This window comes from Stenotrophomonas sp. 10L48 (genome assembly GCF_056395105.1).
Map to the genome: position 1 here is coordinate 26,741 of NZ_JBFTIX010000002.1, position 15,267 is coordinate 42,007.

Genomic DNA, 15,267 nt, shown 5'->3' on the forward strand with positions numbered 1-15,267 from the left:
AATGCGCGATTGCCCTGCCGGAATGAAGTGCTCAGCCCTCGCTGAAAGGCGCGAAATGTCAGTCACCTGCCTAACGGCAAGTCCACTGACATTCAAGTTGTCCGCCTACGGGGGAAATGCTCATGAACCGCATCTACCGGCGTGTATGGAACCGCCAGCTCAATGCTCTGGTTGTGGCCTCGGAACTGGCCACCGGCGATAGCGGTGGTACCGCACCGCGCGACCGTCGTGCCAGCCTTCTGGTGCCCAGCACCCTGGCCATGGCACTGCTGTGCGTGCTGGCCAGCGGACCTGCGGCGGCGACAGAGGCCAATCAATCGCTGCGCGACCTGCAGGCGCTGGCGGCCAAGTACACCCAGCCGATGCCGGTGAAGGTCGATGCCGAAGTGGCGCTGGCCGCGGCTGCACGACAGGCCCAGGCGAACCCGGCGATCAGTGCCAACGCACGCGTCGGCCTGCAGCTGAGCACAACGTCATTGCCGGTCGTGCGCGACGTGCTGCCGGCCACCGTGCAGGTCAAGCTGGCGGCCGGCGCCGCGCCGCGCCAGGTGCCTGCACCGGTGCTGGGCGCCGACGTGCGCGCCAACATCGGTGTTGGCACTGCAGCCGCTACCCGTGTCGATGCCGCGCTTGCCGCGAACGTCGCACCGGCTGCACAGGCGCCGTTGGGTCTGGCTGCCAACGCGGCAGCAAAGGCCGATGTCGGCATCGCCGGCAAGCCGGTTGCCAGCATTGACGCCGGCACCCAGGTTGCCGCGGCAGCGGGTGTAACGCCGTCCGGCTTGAAGGCGGCCGTGGATGGCAAGGTCGATGCGCAGCTGGTCGTGGCCGGCAATCACATCGAAGGCCAGGGCCAGATCGGTGCCACCGCAGCGGTCACGCTGCCTGCCAAGGAAGAGCTGCCGGGTGACACCGATGACCGCGCGATCACCGCAGCGTTCGATACCGGCGTGGCAGGCAAGGTACGGGTGCAGGGCAAGGACGGCGAGGAAATCGTCGCCGATCGCAATCTCAAGCTGGCCGGCACTGCAACCGTCGCCGCGCAGAACAGCGCGCTTGGCCTGGGCGGCCTGCTCAACGGCGTCGGCACTGCGCTCAACGGCGTTGGCAGCGCGGTCGGCAGCCTGCTCAATGGTGACCTCAACGGCACCGTCGGCAACCTGACCGGCGCCGTCGGTGGCCTGGTCGGCAATACCCTCGGCAGCCTCGGCCTGACCTCGCCGTCGGCCATTCCGCCGACCAGCCCGAAGGCGCCCGCCGCTGCCGACCCGAACGCGGGCCTGGTGATCGGTACCGGTGGCCTGGTGGGCGGTGTCACCGAACTGCTCGGCCCGACCACCGCCAGCCTGTTCGGCGGCACCGGTTACCTGTCCAACGGCAACCTCAAGCTCAGCACCGCCAACGTCATGCAGACCTATTCCACGGTCAACGTGCTCGGCCTGCCGGTGGTCAATGCAACGCCGGTCGGCACCACGCTCAACGGACTGGGTGGAGCGGTCACCGGTGGCAGCTCGCACCTGACCCTGATCGGTGGCGTCACCTCCGACAGCTACATCTACAACATCAACAACGGCAATCCCGGTGGCCTGCTCGGCCTGCTGCTGCCGACGGACTCGCCGGCCTGGGCGGCCAAGTGCCTGGACATCGCGCTGGCGGACATCTCCTGCTGGGCGGTCAACGCAGCGCAGGACTACCAGGTGCTGATGGGCGATGGCGCCTATGCCAACGGCTCCAAGGAGGTGGTGATCGGTGCCAACGCCCGCCATGAACTGCCCAAGGTCGATGCCAACGTCGCCTTCCCGGGCGCGGGCGCCAATGATCCGAGCGATCCGACCGGCGTTCCCACCGCCGACTATGCAGCACGCATGGGGCACTCGGTGGTGGTCGGCGACAGTGCCAGCGGCACTGCCAACGGGCAGACCCTGCTCGGCGCAGAGAGCACCTCCAACCAGGCCAACTCGGTGGCGCTGGGCTACCGCTCGGCCGCACTGCGCGGCGCGCAGGCCAGCTACAGCGCTTACGGCCTGACCACCGCACAGGTGTCGGCGGGCGAAGTGTCGGTGGGCACCGCAGGCGGTGGCGAGCGGCAGATCACCAACCTGGCAGCCGGCAGCGCCAACACCGATGCAGTCAACGTGGCCCAGCTGAAGGGTGCGATCAGCCAGATCGATGCGGTCGGCGCGGCGGCGGTCACCTATGACCTGGATGGTGCAGGCGACCCCGACTACCGCCGTGTCACCCTCGGCAATGGCACCGGCACCACCACCATCGGCAACCTGGCAGCCGGCGCGGTCAACGCCACCAGCAGCGAGGCGGTCAATGGTGCGCAGCTGTTCGCCAGCAACGACACGATGGCAAAGTTCTTCGGCGGACGCGCAGCGTTCGATCCGCTCACCAGCACGTTCACCGCACCGCTGTTCGAGATCAGCACCATCTCCACCGGTGGCGCCGTGGCCCCGGGGCTGTATGACAACGTCACCGACGCCTTCGATGCGGTGGATGGTTCGCTGGTCAACCTCAACACCCAGATCAACGACATCCGCAACACCGGCACCCGGTACCTGCGGGTGAATTCGACCGGTGCCGACGCCGTGGCCAGCGGCGCCGAAGCGATCGCCGTCGGTGCCGGTGCCAGCGCAACCGCCGCCAACAGCATCGCGGTCGGTGCCGGCAGCCTGGCCGACCGTGCCAACAGCGTGTCGATCGGTGCCGCGGGCGCCGAACGCCAGGTCACCAACGTCGCCGCCGGCACCGCCAGCACCGATGCGGTCAACCTGGGTCAGTTGCAGGCTTCCGAAGAGGGCGCGCTGCGCTACGACCTCAACGGCGACGGCAGCGTCAACTACGCAAGTGCGACGCTCGGCCAGTCCGGCACCGCCACCACGCTGCGCAACCTCGGCCCGGGCCAGATCAGCGCGGCCAGCAGTGAAGCAATCAATGGTGCGCAGTTGTTCGCGGCCAACCAGACGGTGGCCACCCACCTCGGCGGCGGCGCTGCAGTGGATGCCAATGGCGTGGTCACCGCGCCGACCTACACGCTCAACAACGTCGCCGCCAATGGCACGGTCAGCCAGGGCAGCTACAACGACGTCGGCACGGCCTTCGACGCGGTCAGCAATTCGCTGGCCAATGTGGCCGAGCAGACCGATGACCTGGACGCACGCGCCGTGAAGTACGACGTGGACGGGAGTGGCAACGTGGTCGATACCGTGACCCTCAGCGGCACCGGCGGTGCACCGGTGAAAGTCACCAACGTGGCCGCTGGCAGCATCCTGGCGGGCAGCAGCGATGCCATCACCGGCGACCAGCTGTTCAGCACGCACCAGACGGTGGCCAGCTACTTCGGTGGCAGCACCGTGTACAACGGCAGCACCGGGCTGTGGACCGCGCCGACCTTCAACATCTCCACCATCGCCACCGATGGCACCATCACCGGCAACGACTACAGCAACGTCACCGCTGCGTTCTCTGCAGTGGACGGCTCGCTGCGGGTGCTCAACCAGCGCATCAGCAGCGGCGGCGGCAGCCCGTACCTGGCGGTCAACTCCACGGCTGCCGCAGCCACGGCCACCGGTGCCGAAGCACTGGCGGTCGGCCCGCAGGCCAGCGCAGCCGGTGCGGGCAGCGTAGCGGTCGGCAACGGTGCCAATGCCAGCGCGGGCAACAGTGTTGCGCTGGGTGCCGGTTCGGTGGCCAGCGTCGGTGCGCAGACCGGCTATACCGGTGCCTATGGCCAGGCCGGCGCCAGCAACTCGTCCGGTGAGGTGGCGGTGGGCAGCAGTGGCAGCGAGCGCAAGATCACCCACGTGGCCGATGGCTCCGACGACCATGATGCGACCAACGTCGGCCAGCTGAAGAACGGCGTGAACTACGCCATCGACCAGTCCAAGGCCTACACCGACCAGAAGATCCAGAACATCACCAACGTTGCCGGCAGCTTCCGCGCCAACAACAGCAACAACCTGGCCGATCCGGCCGCCACCGGCGCCAACTCCGCCGCGGGCGGTGCCGGCTCCACTGCGGCCGGGGCCAACTCGACCGCATTGGGCAACGGCTCGCAGGCGCAGGCAGACAACTCGGTGGCGCTGGGTGCGGGCTCGGTCGCCAACCGCGCCAATACGGTGTCGGTGGGTGCAGCCGGTGCCGAACGCCAGGTGGTCAACGTGGCCGATGGTTCGCAGGCGACCGATGCGGTCAACGTGCGCCAGCTGCAGGCTTCGCAGCAGGGCACGATCCGCTATGACACCACCACCAACGGCACCACCAACTACAACAGCGTGACCCTGGGCAGCACCAGCAGCGGCCCGACCACGGTGCGCAACGTCGCTGCCGGCACCGCCGGTACCGACGCGGTCAACGTCGACCAGCTGAAGTCGGGCATGGCGCAGACCCTGGACTGGTCCAAGGCCTACACCGATGAGCGCATGGGCGGCTTCGAACGCGACCTGCGCAAGACCGACAACCGCGCCTCGGCCGGTATCGCCTCGGCGATGGCAACCGCATCGCTGCCGCAGCCCAGCGAAGCCGGCCGCAACATGGCCTCGATCGCCGCCGGCAGCTACAACGGCGAATCCGGCGTGGCCTTGGGCATCTCCGGTGTCTCCGAGGGCGGTCGCTGGATCTACAAGTTCAGTGGTTCCACCAACAGCCGCGGCGAGGCCGGTGTGGCCGTCGGTGCCGGCATCCAGTGGTGATCGCCTGCGCCGGGTCGCATTCGCGGCCCGGCGCAGCGGGCAACGTCTACAGGGGGAATGACATGAAACCGCATCGCATCGCTCGCAGTGGCCGCGTCGCCGCCACGCTGGGCCTGATCCTGGCCGCGGGGCTGCTGGTTGCCTGCCGCAGCCACGCACCGGCCGCCGACGGCCCCGCCGACAGCCCCGCCGTCACCTTCCCGGAGGCCAGCAAGGCATCGCTGAAGGAAGGCATCTATCCGGATATCGCCGACCTGCGCCGGTTCGCACCGGGCATGAGCAAGCGCCAGCTGTACACGTTGCTCGGCACCCCGCACTTCAACGAAGGCATGTGGGGCGTGCGCGAGTGGAACTACCTGTTCAACTTCCGCACCGCACAGGGCGCGGAGTACTTCACCTGCCAGTTCCAGGTGCGCTTCGACAACAAGGGCATCGCCCAGGGCGGCTACTGGAAGCCTGAATCGTGCGCAGCGGTCCTCGACCCGCCGCGTCCGCCGCCACCGCCGGCGCCGGCGCCCTTGCCGGAGCAGCCGCTGCGGCTGGCTGCCGATGCACTGTTCGGCTTCGACAGTGCCGTACTCAGTGCCAGCGGCCAGCAGGCCGTGCAGGGTGTACTGGCGCAGGTGCGTGAGGCCAGCCAGGTGCAGTCGATCCAGGTGGTCGGCTACACCGACCGCATCGGCAGCGCTGCCTACAACCAGACGCTGTCGCAGCGACGTGCCGAGGCGGTGCGCATGGCGCTGGTACAGGGCGGCGTATCCGCGGCGAGCATCAGCGCTGAAGGGCGGGGTGCGGCCGAACCGCTGGTGCAGTGCGACCAGCGCAACCGGCGCGAACTGATCGCCTGCCTGGCGCCCAATCGCCGGGTGCAGATCGCGGGCGTGGCCCGGTCGCACTGAATCCCCGCGCCGGGGCGTGCCCCGGCATCCCGAGTCCCCCCTGTTCTGCCGGCAGGACGTGGAAACGTCTCCCCCGTTTTCCACGCCTGCCGGTGGGCAGGTTTCTTCCCTGGTGCACCTGATGAATGCCCAATTCCTGCCCTTGTCCATGAAGACGGAAGCCACTCTCAGCGTGTACGGCCAGCTCGGCAACCATGCGGTCGTGCGCATTCCCGGGCGCCGGCTGCCGGGCCTCATCCTGCAGGCCGACACCGTTGCCGGCTTCCTCACCCAGCTGCAGGAAGCACAGGCGTGCCTGCGCAGCGGCCGCGCGCAGCGTGCCGACGCCGAGCTGGACATGCTGGTCGACATGCTCGAGCAGTGGTACGCGCTCATCGAATCGCGCCTGGCCGATGCCGGCGAGGCCTTGTAGAGAAACAGGGGACGGAGGGGATCAAGTCGTGTCCCGCACAACCGGGGCATGAACGACTTGATCCCCTCCGTCCCCTTTTCTGTTGCTATGCGCGGGCGCGGATCATCCAGCAGGCGGTTTCCACCCGCACACGGTCACCGTCGATGAACGGTGCGAACGCGGTCAGCGCCTGCTGCAGCAGCGCTTCGGCGCGTTCGGCCGGCAACGCACGCAGGGCCAGACCCACAGGTCCGAGCTGGCCGACGTAGCTGGCCAGCGCATCACGGCTGAGGAAGCAGGTGAGGTCCAGCGGCGCGATGTCCACGTCCTGCCATCCGGCACGCTGCAGCAGCCGGCGCACCCGTTCGCCATCGGCGAAAGCGAACTGCCCCGGTGCACCGGGTACCCGCGCCGGCAGCACCAGCTGGTCTGCAAGGGCGCGCTCGGCGGTGGTCATGAACGGATTCTCCTGCGCGCTGCGCCAGGCGATGCAGCGCAGGCCCGCGCCCGTTCGGGCGGCACGGTGCAGGTTGGCGAAGGCGGCCTGCGTGTCCTCGAAGAACATCACCCCGAAGCGCGACTGGATCCAATCGTAGTGCGCCGTTGCGAAGGGATGGCGCTGGGCATCGGCAACGATGAAGTCGACCCCGCGCGCGATCGCGGCGGCGCGCTGGCGGGCCAGGCCAAGCATCGGTGCGGAGATGTCCACGCCCGTGCAATGGGCGTCAGGGCGTGCTGCGGCGGCGCTCAGCGTACTGGCGCCGGTGCCGCAGCCCACGTCCAGCAGTTCCGTGACGGTAACCGGCAGCTCGTCGCGCAGGGCATCGGCCATCGGTTGGAACAGGCCGTCCAGCAGGGTCTGCTGCGCGACCCAGTTCTCGCCGGCGGCGCCGTTCCAGAGCGTGTTCTGATCGAGCGGGAGTGAATCGTCCATGGGCTTGCCTTGCGCGGGGAGTGCGACCATGGTGGCGCTTGAAGCCCACTTGAGGTCAAGCACGATGCAGGAACTGGATATCGGTGAGGTGGTCCGCCGCAGTGGCGTGCCGGCCTCGACGCTGCGCTACTACGAGCAGCTCGGCCTGTTGCAGGTACTGGGGCGTCGCGGCCTGCGCCGGCAGTACCACGAGCAGGTGCTGGAACGGCTGGCACTGATCGGCCTGGGACAATCGGCAGGCCTGTCGCTGCAGCAGATCGGCGCAGCGATGCCGCAGGGGGCAGGGCTTGCACTGGATCGCACGGCATTGCTGGCCCGGGCCGATGCGCTGCAGCTGCAGATCCGCAGATTGCAGCGGGCGCAGGATCGGCTGCGGCGGGCTGCCGCCTGTCCACACGCCGAGGATGCTCGGCGCTGCGTGTCGTTCCGCAGGTTGCTGCGAGCGCAGCAGCACGTAGCGCGCGGATGAACTGCCGACACCCGCTCAATCGCGGGTGCTGACTTCCCAGGTGGCATGCAGCACGCCCGGCACCTGTTCCATCCGCGCCAGCACCACGTCCAGTTCGTCGGCGCTGACCGCGGTGCTGACCAGCACTGCGATCACATCAGTGGGCGCATCGGCGTGCTCCACCAGTTGCACGTCGCCAACGGGGTACTGCGCGGCTTCCAGCGCATCGACCAGGCGCTCGCGCACGCGCGGTACCGCGTCGGCATCCACGCTCAGGCGCACTTCGTAGGTCGCTTCGCTGGCGGCTTCGTTGATCGGGATGCGGTTGATCGCGTTCACCAGTGGCCGCAGCAGGGTATTGCCGGCGATGATCAGCACGGTCAGCAGCACGCCTTCGGCCAGCATGTCCGCGCCGGTGCAGCTGCCCACGGCAGCCGAGCACCACAGCGTCGCGGCGGTGTTCAGGCCGCGCACGTTCATGCCTTCCTTCATGATCACGCCGGCGCCGAGGAAGCCGACGCCCGAGACGACGTAGGAGATGACCCGCACGGCCTCGGCGCTGCCGGCGATGCGCATGCCCAGGTCAACGAAGGCGGCAGCGCCGACAGCCACCAGCACGTTGGTGCGCAGGCCAGCGGTGCGTTGCCGGTACTGGCGTTCGGCGCCGATCAGGGTGCCGAGCACGAACGCCGCCAGCAGGCTGACCACGGTGTCGGCGAACGGGCCGGGCTGGAAGGTTTCAATGAAGCGCATGGCCGCAGTCTACCTCCCGCAGGTGACAGTAGAACCACGCCACGCGTGGAGGGGCAGGGGGCATCATCCACGCGTGGCGTGGATCTACTCGTCGACGCGCTCGCCCATCATTTCGCGCTGGCGCTTGTCCAGTTCCTCCGCATAGCGCTTGCGCACGAATGCTTCAGACACCACGCCCAGCACCTGGCCATCGTCGGCCACCACCGCCAGCTCGTCGGCCTGGGTCTGGTCGAACCGCTGCATCACGGTCACCACGTCGGCGCTGGTGGCAAGGGCCACGTCGCGGTTCTCGGCGAACGTACCTACGACGTCCTCGGGCTTCACGCCGTCGCCGAACAGGCGCGGAATCTGCACGATGCCAGCGTAGTGGCCTTCACTGTCGATCAGGATCACCCGGCTGCCCGAGCCCAGCGGGAAGCGCTGGCGGAAGGCGGCGGCATCGAGGTCGGCCGAGGCGGTGGCCACACCCTTGCGCATCATCCGCCCGGCATTGAGGTTGTGCACCCAGCCGATGTCACGCGCGCTCTTGATGGTTTCCCCGCGCAGGTGCATGCGCCAGGTCGAGAAGGAATAGCCGAACCACTGCCGCACCAGGGTGCTGGACACCAGCACGGCGCTCATCACCACGCTGGTCAGCAGGAAGTCGTGGGTGCCTTCCAGTACCAGCATGGCCATGGTCATCGGCGCGCCAACCACCGCCGCGGCCAGTGCAGCCATGCCTGCCAGCGCGGCCGACGTGGCGTCGACCACCGGGACGCCGGTGGCCATCGCCAGCAGCCCCGCAAACAGCGTGCCGACCAGGGTGCCCATGAACAGCGAGGCGAAGAACAGTCCGCCGCGGAAACCGAAGCCCAGCGAAATGCCGGAGGCCAGGCATTTCAGCGTCAGCAGCCCGCCGATCCAGATCAGCGGCAGATGGGTGGTCAGGTCCAGGTGCAGCGCTCCGTGGCCGGACGACAGCACCTGCGGGCTGGCCAGCGCCAGCGGAATCAGCAGCAGGCCGCCCACCACCGGGCGCCCCCACAACGGCAATGGGCTGCGCTTGACCGTGCCCTCGATGGAGGCGATCAGGCGCATCACCACGATGCCGACCATCGCACAGCAGCAGCCGAGCAGGCCGTAGATCGCATAGTCGGCTGCGCGCACGTCGATGGTCGATGCCGCCGGCAGCAGATAGGCGTCCACGCCTGCCTGGTCGGCAACGAAGGCGCCGGCCAGTGCGGCCACCGCAACCGGCGCCAGCGCCGCCGGCGTATAGGCACCGATGACGATCTCGAAGGCGTAGAAGGCCCCGGCCAGCGGTGCACCGAAGGCCGCGGCGATCGCACCGGCCGCGCCAGCACCGACCAGGATGCGCACGTCGTTGCGGCGCAGGCGCATCACCCGCCCCAGCTGCGAACCGCTGCCGGCGCCCATCTGCGTGTATGACGCTTCCAGTCCGACCGAAGCACCGCAGCCATTGGAGACCAGGGTCTGGGTCAACACGATCAGGTTGTCGCGCATCGACATGCGGCCGCCATGCAGTGCATTGGCTTCCACGGCATCCAGCAGGGGGCGTTTCAGGCGCGTGGCAGCCAGGCTGACCAGGCCCACCCCCAGGCCACCCAGCGGCAGCACCAGCAGGGCAGTCCAGGTCAAAGCGGGCAGCGAGCTCAGGCGCATGCCCTCGTCCAGCCCATACAACGCCGTCTGCAGGGTGCGTGCCAGCCCAGCCTGCAACAGGGTCAGGCCGCCGGCGATCAGCCCGACCACCAGCGCCAGGGCGATGAACCACAGGTCGCTGCCGCGCAGGCGCAGGCGCAGGCCCTGGAAGGCCAGATGCAGGCGCGATGGCGAAGCGGTGGAGGACATGGTGGCGGCATGATACGCCGCCACCGTGAGCGCTACCGTCACCGCATCAGGCGGTTGCCATGCTCAGAAGCGGTAGCGGCCCTGCACGTAGAACGTGCGCGGCGCGGCCACCATGCGCCCGGCATTGCCATCCACGTTGCGGGTGTACCAGCGCTTGTCGGCCAGGTTGTTCACGCCCACCGCGACCTCGCTGTCGGCCAGCCAGGGCAGCTGCCAGGCGGCCTGCGCGTTCCACAGGCGTACGCCGGGTACACGGCCTACGCGCGCGTCGGCGGCTTCTTCCCAGGTGTTGGCGGCATCGGAGAACTGGCCGCTCTGGTGGGTGCTGGACACGTTGAAGGTCCAGCCGGCCAGCGCATAACGGGCGCCGACGCTGTCGGTATCGCGCGCGTAGAACGGCACATCCAGGCCGCGGTTGTCGCCGGACTGCTGGATGGCCTTGGTCCAGGTGTAGTTCGCGTACAGTTCCAGCCCGGCCAGCGCGCTGCTTTCGGCAAAGCGGTACTCGATCGCGCTTTCCACGCCCTTGTGGTCGGTGGCGCCGATGTTCTGGAAGGTGGGCGGGGTGATGCCCGGCACCTGCAGGATCTGGTTGTCGAAGCGCATCTTGAACACGGTCACTTCCGCACGCAGCGCGCCATCCTGCCAACGCGCGCCCAGCTCGGTGGTCCTGGCGATTTCCGGGTTCAGCGGATTGGTCGCGCTCTGCGAGTTCAACTGGATGTTCTGCACCGGTCCGAACGAGGTGGTGTAGTTGCCGAACACGGTCAGCTGCGGGGTCAACAGGTAGGCGACGTTGAGCGAGGGCAGGGCCTTGTCGTTGCGGCTGCTGAAGGTCGCGCCGCCGCCGGCCTGGCGGCGGTCCATGTCGATCCACTCCATGCGCACGCCGGGCGTGATCCGCCACTGACCGATGGCGATGCGGTCATCAACATAGAACGAGTGCGCATCGGTGGCGTTGTCGAAGCGGGTGGTCGCGCCGGTCGCACCGGTACGGCGGGTAACGGTGTAGCTGCGGTCGTTGCCGCGCTCGCGCAGGAAGCGGTAGCCGGCGGTGATGTCGTGCACGCTGCTGCCCCAGTGCAGGCGCTGGGTGTAGCGTGGCTCGATGCCGAGCACACGGTAGTCGCGCGGCTGCACCGTGATCTGTGTGTTGGCCGCGTTGATCAGCGAACTGGCCCGGTTGCTTTCGTTGTAATACGCCAGCACCTCGAACTCGCTGTTCTCCGACAGCGTGTTGGTGTAGCCCAGGTCGATGCCGGTGCGATGGCCCTTCCAGAAGTCGGACGGGCGGGTGTTCTGGAACGGATCGGCCTGGTACTGGGCGCGGGTCAGGCCGCCCGGAGTCAGAGAACGCACGTCGTAGTACGACAGCTTGGCGCGCAGTTCCTGCTGTGCGTCGATGGCATAGGCGAACTTCAGCGCCAGATCATCGAAGCGGTCATCGCTGCCCTGGCGCCAGCCGCGGCCGTCCTGCCCCGAATAGAGCAGGGCCATGCCCAGGCCGTTGTCGGCGGTGCCGCCGAGGAACGCGTTGTACTGGGTGCTGTCGCCGCCGCCGTGATCGTAGGCGCTGTAGCGCACGCCGGCCTCGCCGTGCAGGCCGGGCGCAGTCGGAATCGCGCGGGTGCTGAAGTTGATGATGCCGCCGACATTCTGCGGCCCGTAGCGCACCGCACCGCCGCCGCGTACCACGTCGATCGATTCGATGTTGGCCAGGCTGGCCGGGGCGAAGGAGAGTTGTGGCTGGCCGTACGGCGCAACCGCCAGTGGCACGCCGTCCAGCAGGACGGTCGAGCGCGGCGAGTAGCGGCCGGTCAGGCCGCGCACGCCGATGTTGAGCGAGACCGAGCTGCCAGCGGTGCCGGAGTTGTCGGTGACCTGCACGCCGGGAATGCGGCGCATGGCATCGCCCAGGCTGGCGGCGCCGCTGGCCTCGATGCGCTGGCGATCGACCACGGTACGCGCGCCAGCGAAGCTCTTGACGCTGTCGTGCAGGCCGGTGCCCAACCAACTGCCCGACACCTGGATGCTGTCGAGCGTGGTGGCGCTGTCCTGCGCGAGCGCGCTGGCGGCCGGAAACACGCACAGGGCGAGGGCGGCAGCCAGGGGCAGGCGGGCCGGTTGCTGGGCAGGGATAGGCATCGGTGCGGGGCGTGGAAGGTCGTAAATGAGAATTATTGCTGATTCCATTCGCCATTGGAATCGGTCCGCCGTTCAGCGCTTTGGCCCGGTGGTAAAGTGGCCGATTGCCTCCTGACCCGCTGAGAACTGCCATGTCCACTGCTGCTTTCTACCCCGTCGGTACCCCTGGCCAGCCGTGGGGCGTTGCGGAAAGGGAGCAGTGGCGTGCGCGCCAGCAGCGTCTGCGCCGTTACGACGAGGAGGTGCTGCCGCGCATCGATGCACTGGCCGGGCACTTCGACAAGGTGGCCTACGGCCAGCTCGACTATGCAGGCGAGACCTACACCCTGTTCGCCCTGCGCAGCCGCGACTGGAACCCGGCGTTGCCGGCCGCGCTGGTGACCGGCGGCGTGCATGGCTACGAGACCAGTGGCGTAATGGGCGCGCTGGAGTTCCTCGAAAAACATGCCGCCCACTACGCCGGCAAGGCCAACCTTCTGGTCGCGCCGTGCGTGAATCCGTGGGGCTTCGAGCGCATCAACCGTTGGAACTTCGATGCGATCGACCCGAACCGCAATTTCCGCGCGGACGGCCCGGCCCGCGAATCGACGGCGCTGATCGAACTGATCGCACCGCTGAAGGGCCAGTTCGTGCTGCACATCGACCTGCACGAAACCACCGACAGCGACGAGAGCGAGTTCCGTCCCGCACTCGCCGCGCGCGATGGCAAGCCGTTCGAACCGGGCCTGATTCCCGATGGCTTCTACCTGGTGGACGACAGCGGGAATCCGCAGCCGGCCTTCCAGCAGGCCGTGGTCGCCGAAGTGGAGAAGGTGACCCATATCGCACCGGCCGACGACAAGGGCGAGATCATCGGTTCGCCAGTGGTCGCGCATGGTGTGATCGAGTACGCGCTGGTGCCGCTGGGCCTGTGCGCCGGCATCACCGGGGCGAAGTACACCACCACCACCGAGGTCTACCCGGACAGCCCCCGCGCGACGCCGCAGCAGTGCAACGACGCGCAGGTGGCGGCGGTGTGCTCGGCGCTCGATTACGCGCTCGCCCATCGTTGATCGGTAGTGCCGGCCGCTGGCCGGCAACCACGGGGCAAGGGGATGCCCGGCACGCGCAGTTCCAGCAGGCGGCCCCGGTCGTAGCGCTGCACCAGCGCACGCGGCAGTTCGGCCCAGCCGATGCCGTCCTCGGCCATCTCCATCACCATCAGGTAGTCCGACGCGGTCCATGCCGGCCCGCTGATCGGCGGTGCGTGGTCGACCTGCGCACTCAGCCGCACCTGCCGATGCCGGGCCAGTTGCGCCGCCGCACGCACGCCGGCCTGCGCCAGCGGATGGTCGCTGGCCACGTACACCGCCAGTTCGCTGTGGTGGGCCAACGGCTGGGCCACCAGCGCATCGGGGTACTGCGCCTGGCGCGGCAGCAGTCCCAGCCCGGCGCGCCCACCATCCACCAGTTCCAGCACGTCCCGACCCTCGGCATCCAGCCATTCCAGCTCGATCTCGGGAAATGCCTCGGCAAACCGCTGCAGCACACGTTGCGCCGGATCGAGCTGGTAGACATCGGAGAACACCACGGTCAGGCGTGGCTCCACGGGTGCGGCCAGGCGCACGCTCAGTTGCTGCAGGCGCGCGTCGGCGGCAAGGATTTCCTGCGCGTGGCCCAGCACCTGCCGGCCGGCGTCGGTCAGCTGCGGATAGCGGCCGCTGCGGTCGAACAGAACCATGCCGAGGTCCGCTTCCAGATGGGCAATGGCAGTGCTGACCGTGGACTGGGTCTTGCGCAGCCGGCGGGCGGCCGCCGAGAACGAGCCCAGCGCGGCGGCCTCGACGAAGGCCTGCAGGGATTCGGGAGAATAGGGCATTGATCCATCGCTCCTGTCGATGGAATCAATTTTGATACCACCGTAAAAGGCGATGATACTGGCCGCCATCGCCCCTGTCTGCGGGGGCGTTCCGGATCATCCACGCACGGCGTGGATCTACTGATGACGGGGCGCGGCCCCCGTCCCGCAAGGAGCTTCACATGTCCCGTACTGTTCCCGCCCGTGGCGCCTTCGTCGCCTGGGCCTGCCTGACTGTGGCGATCGTCGCCGAAGTGGTCGGCACGTCCTTCATGGCCCATGCCGCCCGCGATGGCGGCTGGACCGGCTATCTGGTGATGGCCGCCGCGCTGGCGCTGTCCTATTACTTCCTGGCGCTGTCGGTGCGCCGCATCGCCGTCGGCGTGGCCTATGCGGTGTGGGAAGGCCTCGGCCTGACCCTGCTGACCGTGGTCGGCATCAGCGTGTTCGGCGAGAGCCTGTCGCTGCAGCAGCTGGCCGGTCTGGTGCTGGCGGTGGTCGGCATCGTCTGTGTCACCGTCGGGGAGGCGCACTGATGAACATGATGGCCTTGTTTTTCGTGATCTGCTCGGCGCTGATCGATGTGGCCGCCAACATGATGGTGGCCAAGTCCGATGGCTTCCGTCGCTGGCGTTGGGGTGTCGGCGCCATCGTGCTGGTCTGGATCGCCTTCGCCCTGCTGGGCCAGGCCGTGCGCTACAGGGACCTGGCGACCGCCTATGCGATGTGGGGCGCGATCGGCGTGATCGGTACGGCCACCTGCGGTCGCCTGCTGTTCGGCAACCGCCTGCGCCCGATTGGTTGGATCGGCATCGGCCTGGTCACGGCGGCCGTGCTGCTGCTCAGTACGGCGTGATCCCGGCTTGATTGCGGCGATCAGTGAGGTGGCCGACACTGGGGCTTTCCCGCAACGGAGTGCCCGCATGTTCAGTCACGTCACCGTCGGAACCAACGACATGGCGGCTTCCCGCCGCTTCTACGATGCCTTGTTCACTGCCATCGGCGGTCGCGCAGGCGCGTTCGATGACGAGGGCAAGCTGGTCTATATCAAGGATGGACGGATGTTCATGGTCATCCCGCCCATCGATGGCGAGGCGGCGTGCCATGCCAACGGCGGCACCATCGGCTTTGCGCTGGCAGACCCGCAGGCGGTGCATGCCTGGCAGGAAGCGGGGGTCGCCCACGGCGGTACCGCGGTGGAAGACCCGGCCGGCGTGCGGCACAAGGCCGGGCGCCAATTGTACCTGGCATACCTGCGTGATCCCGACGGCAACAAGCTGTGCGCCGTGCATGTGATGGGGTGAATCGTCGGTGC

Annotated in this window: 13 protein-coding genes; 8 read left to right on the top strand and 5 right to left on the bottom strand. The window is 68.3% G+C overall.

What is annotated here, in order from left to right; translation table 11 throughout:
* Nucleotides 1–122 precede the first annotated feature (122 nt).
* The 3 genes from AC1DCU_RS03515 (at nt 123) to AC1DCU_RS03525 (ending at nt 6,005) form a co-directional block, all read left to right on the top strand.
* Entirely contained in the window at nt 123–4,694 is a 4,572-nt protein-coding gene (locus tag AC1DCU_RS03515) for a YadA-like family protein (RefSeq protein WP_282279899.1), read from the top strand.
* Between the two features lie 62 nt (nt 4,695–4,756).
* Nucleotides 4,757–5,593, top strand: a complete 837-nt coding sequence (locus AC1DCU_RS03520) for an outer membrane protein assembly factor BamE (protein ID WP_442251858.1) — start codon at nt 4,757–4,759, stop codon at nt 5,591–5,593.
* Nucleotides 5,594–5,714: 121 nt separating this feature from the next.
* Nucleotides 5,715–6,005, top strand: a complete 291-nt coding sequence (locus AC1DCU_RS03525) for a DUF6959 family protein (RefSeq protein ID WP_170929478.1) — start codon at nt 5,715–5,717, stop codon at nt 6,003–6,005.
* 85 nt (nt 6,006–6,090) lie between these two features.
* Here the strand turns inward: AC1DCU_RS03525 and AC1DCU_RS03530 are convergent, their stop codons facing one another.
* The gene (locus AC1DCU_RS03530) at nt 6,091–6,918 is read right to left on the bottom strand and encodes a class I SAM-dependent methyltransferase (protein WP_442251856.1); all 828 of its coding nucleotides are present in this window, start codon (nt 6,916–6,918) and stop codon (nt 6,091–6,093) included.
* A gap of 64 nt (nt 6,919–6,982) precedes the next feature.
* Here AC1DCU_RS03530 and AC1DCU_RS03535 point away from each other — a divergent pair, with 64 nt between their 5' ends.
* Nucleotides 6,983–7,387, top strand: a complete 405-nt coding sequence (locus tag AC1DCU_RS03535) for a MerR family transcriptional regulator (protein WP_442251867.1) — start codon at nt 6,983–6,985, stop codon at nt 7,385–7,387.
* 15 nt (nt 7,388–7,402) lie between these two features.
* Here AC1DCU_RS03535 and AC1DCU_RS03540 read toward each other — a convergent pair whose 3' ends face one another.
* The 3 genes from AC1DCU_RS03540 to AC1DCU_RS03550 form a co-directional block, all read right to left on the bottom strand.
* The gene (locus tag AC1DCU_RS03540) at nt 7,403–8,119 is read right to left on the bottom strand and encodes an MgtC/SapB family protein (protein ID WP_025878554.1); all 717 of its coding nucleotides are present in this window, start codon (nt 8,117–8,119) and stop codon (nt 7,403–7,405) included.
* An 84-nt stretch (nt 8,120–8,203) separates the two neighbouring features.
* On the bottom strand, nt 8,204–9,970 hold the full coding sequence (locus AC1DCU_RS03545; protein WP_442251855.1) for a chloride channel protein: 1,767 nt from the start codon (nt 9,968–9,970) through the stop codon (nt 8,204–8,206).
* Nucleotides 9,971–10,033: 63 nt separating this feature from the next.
* Complete coding sequence (locus AC1DCU_RS03550; RefSeq protein ID WP_442251854.1) at nt 10,034–12,115, bottom strand: TonB-dependent receptor family protein; 2,082 nt, start codon at nt 12,113–12,115, stop codon at nt 10,034–10,036.
* A gap of 131 nt (nt 12,116–12,246) precedes the next feature.
* Here AC1DCU_RS03550 and AC1DCU_RS03555 point away from each other — a divergent pair, with 131 nt between their 5' ends.
* A complete protein-coding gene (locus AC1DCU_RS03555) occupies nt 12,247–13,167 on the top strand; it encodes a M14 family metallopeptidase (protein ID WP_025878557.1) in 921 nt (306 codons plus the stop codon).
* Here the strand turns inward: AC1DCU_RS03555 and AC1DCU_RS03560 are convergent.
* On the bottom strand, nt 13,146–13,973 hold the full coding sequence (locus AC1DCU_RS03560; protein ID WP_478014121.1) for a LysR family transcriptional regulator: 828 nt from the start codon (nt 13,971–13,973) through the stop codon (nt 13,146–13,148). The genes AC1DCU_RS03555 and AC1DCU_RS03560 overlap by 22 nt on opposite strands.
* Before the next feature lie 161 nt (nt 13,974–14,134).
* On the opposite strand from AC1DCU_RS03560, the gene AC1DCU_RS03565 reads away from it, so the two are divergent.
* From AC1DCU_RS03565 to AC1DCU_RS03575, 3 genes are all read left to right on the top strand, one after another.
* Complete coding sequence (locus AC1DCU_RS03565; RefSeq protein WP_442252173.1) at nt 14,135–14,488, top strand: SMR family transporter; 354 nt, start codon at nt 14,135–14,137, stop codon at nt 14,486–14,488.
* Entirely contained in the window at nt 14,488–14,808 is a 321-nt protein-coding gene (locus AC1DCU_RS03570) for a DMT family transporter (RefSeq protein WP_442252172.1), read from the top strand. Before AC1DCU_RS03565 ends, AC1DCU_RS03570 begins: the two co-directional genes overlap by 1 nt.
* Before the next feature lie 67 nt (nt 14,809–14,875).
* On the top strand, nt 14,876–15,256 hold the full coding sequence (locus tag AC1DCU_RS03575; RefSeq protein WP_442252171.1) for a VOC family protein: 381 nt from the start codon (nt 14,876–14,878) through the stop codon (nt 15,254–15,256).
* Nucleotides 15,257–15,267 lie beyond the last annotated feature (11 nt).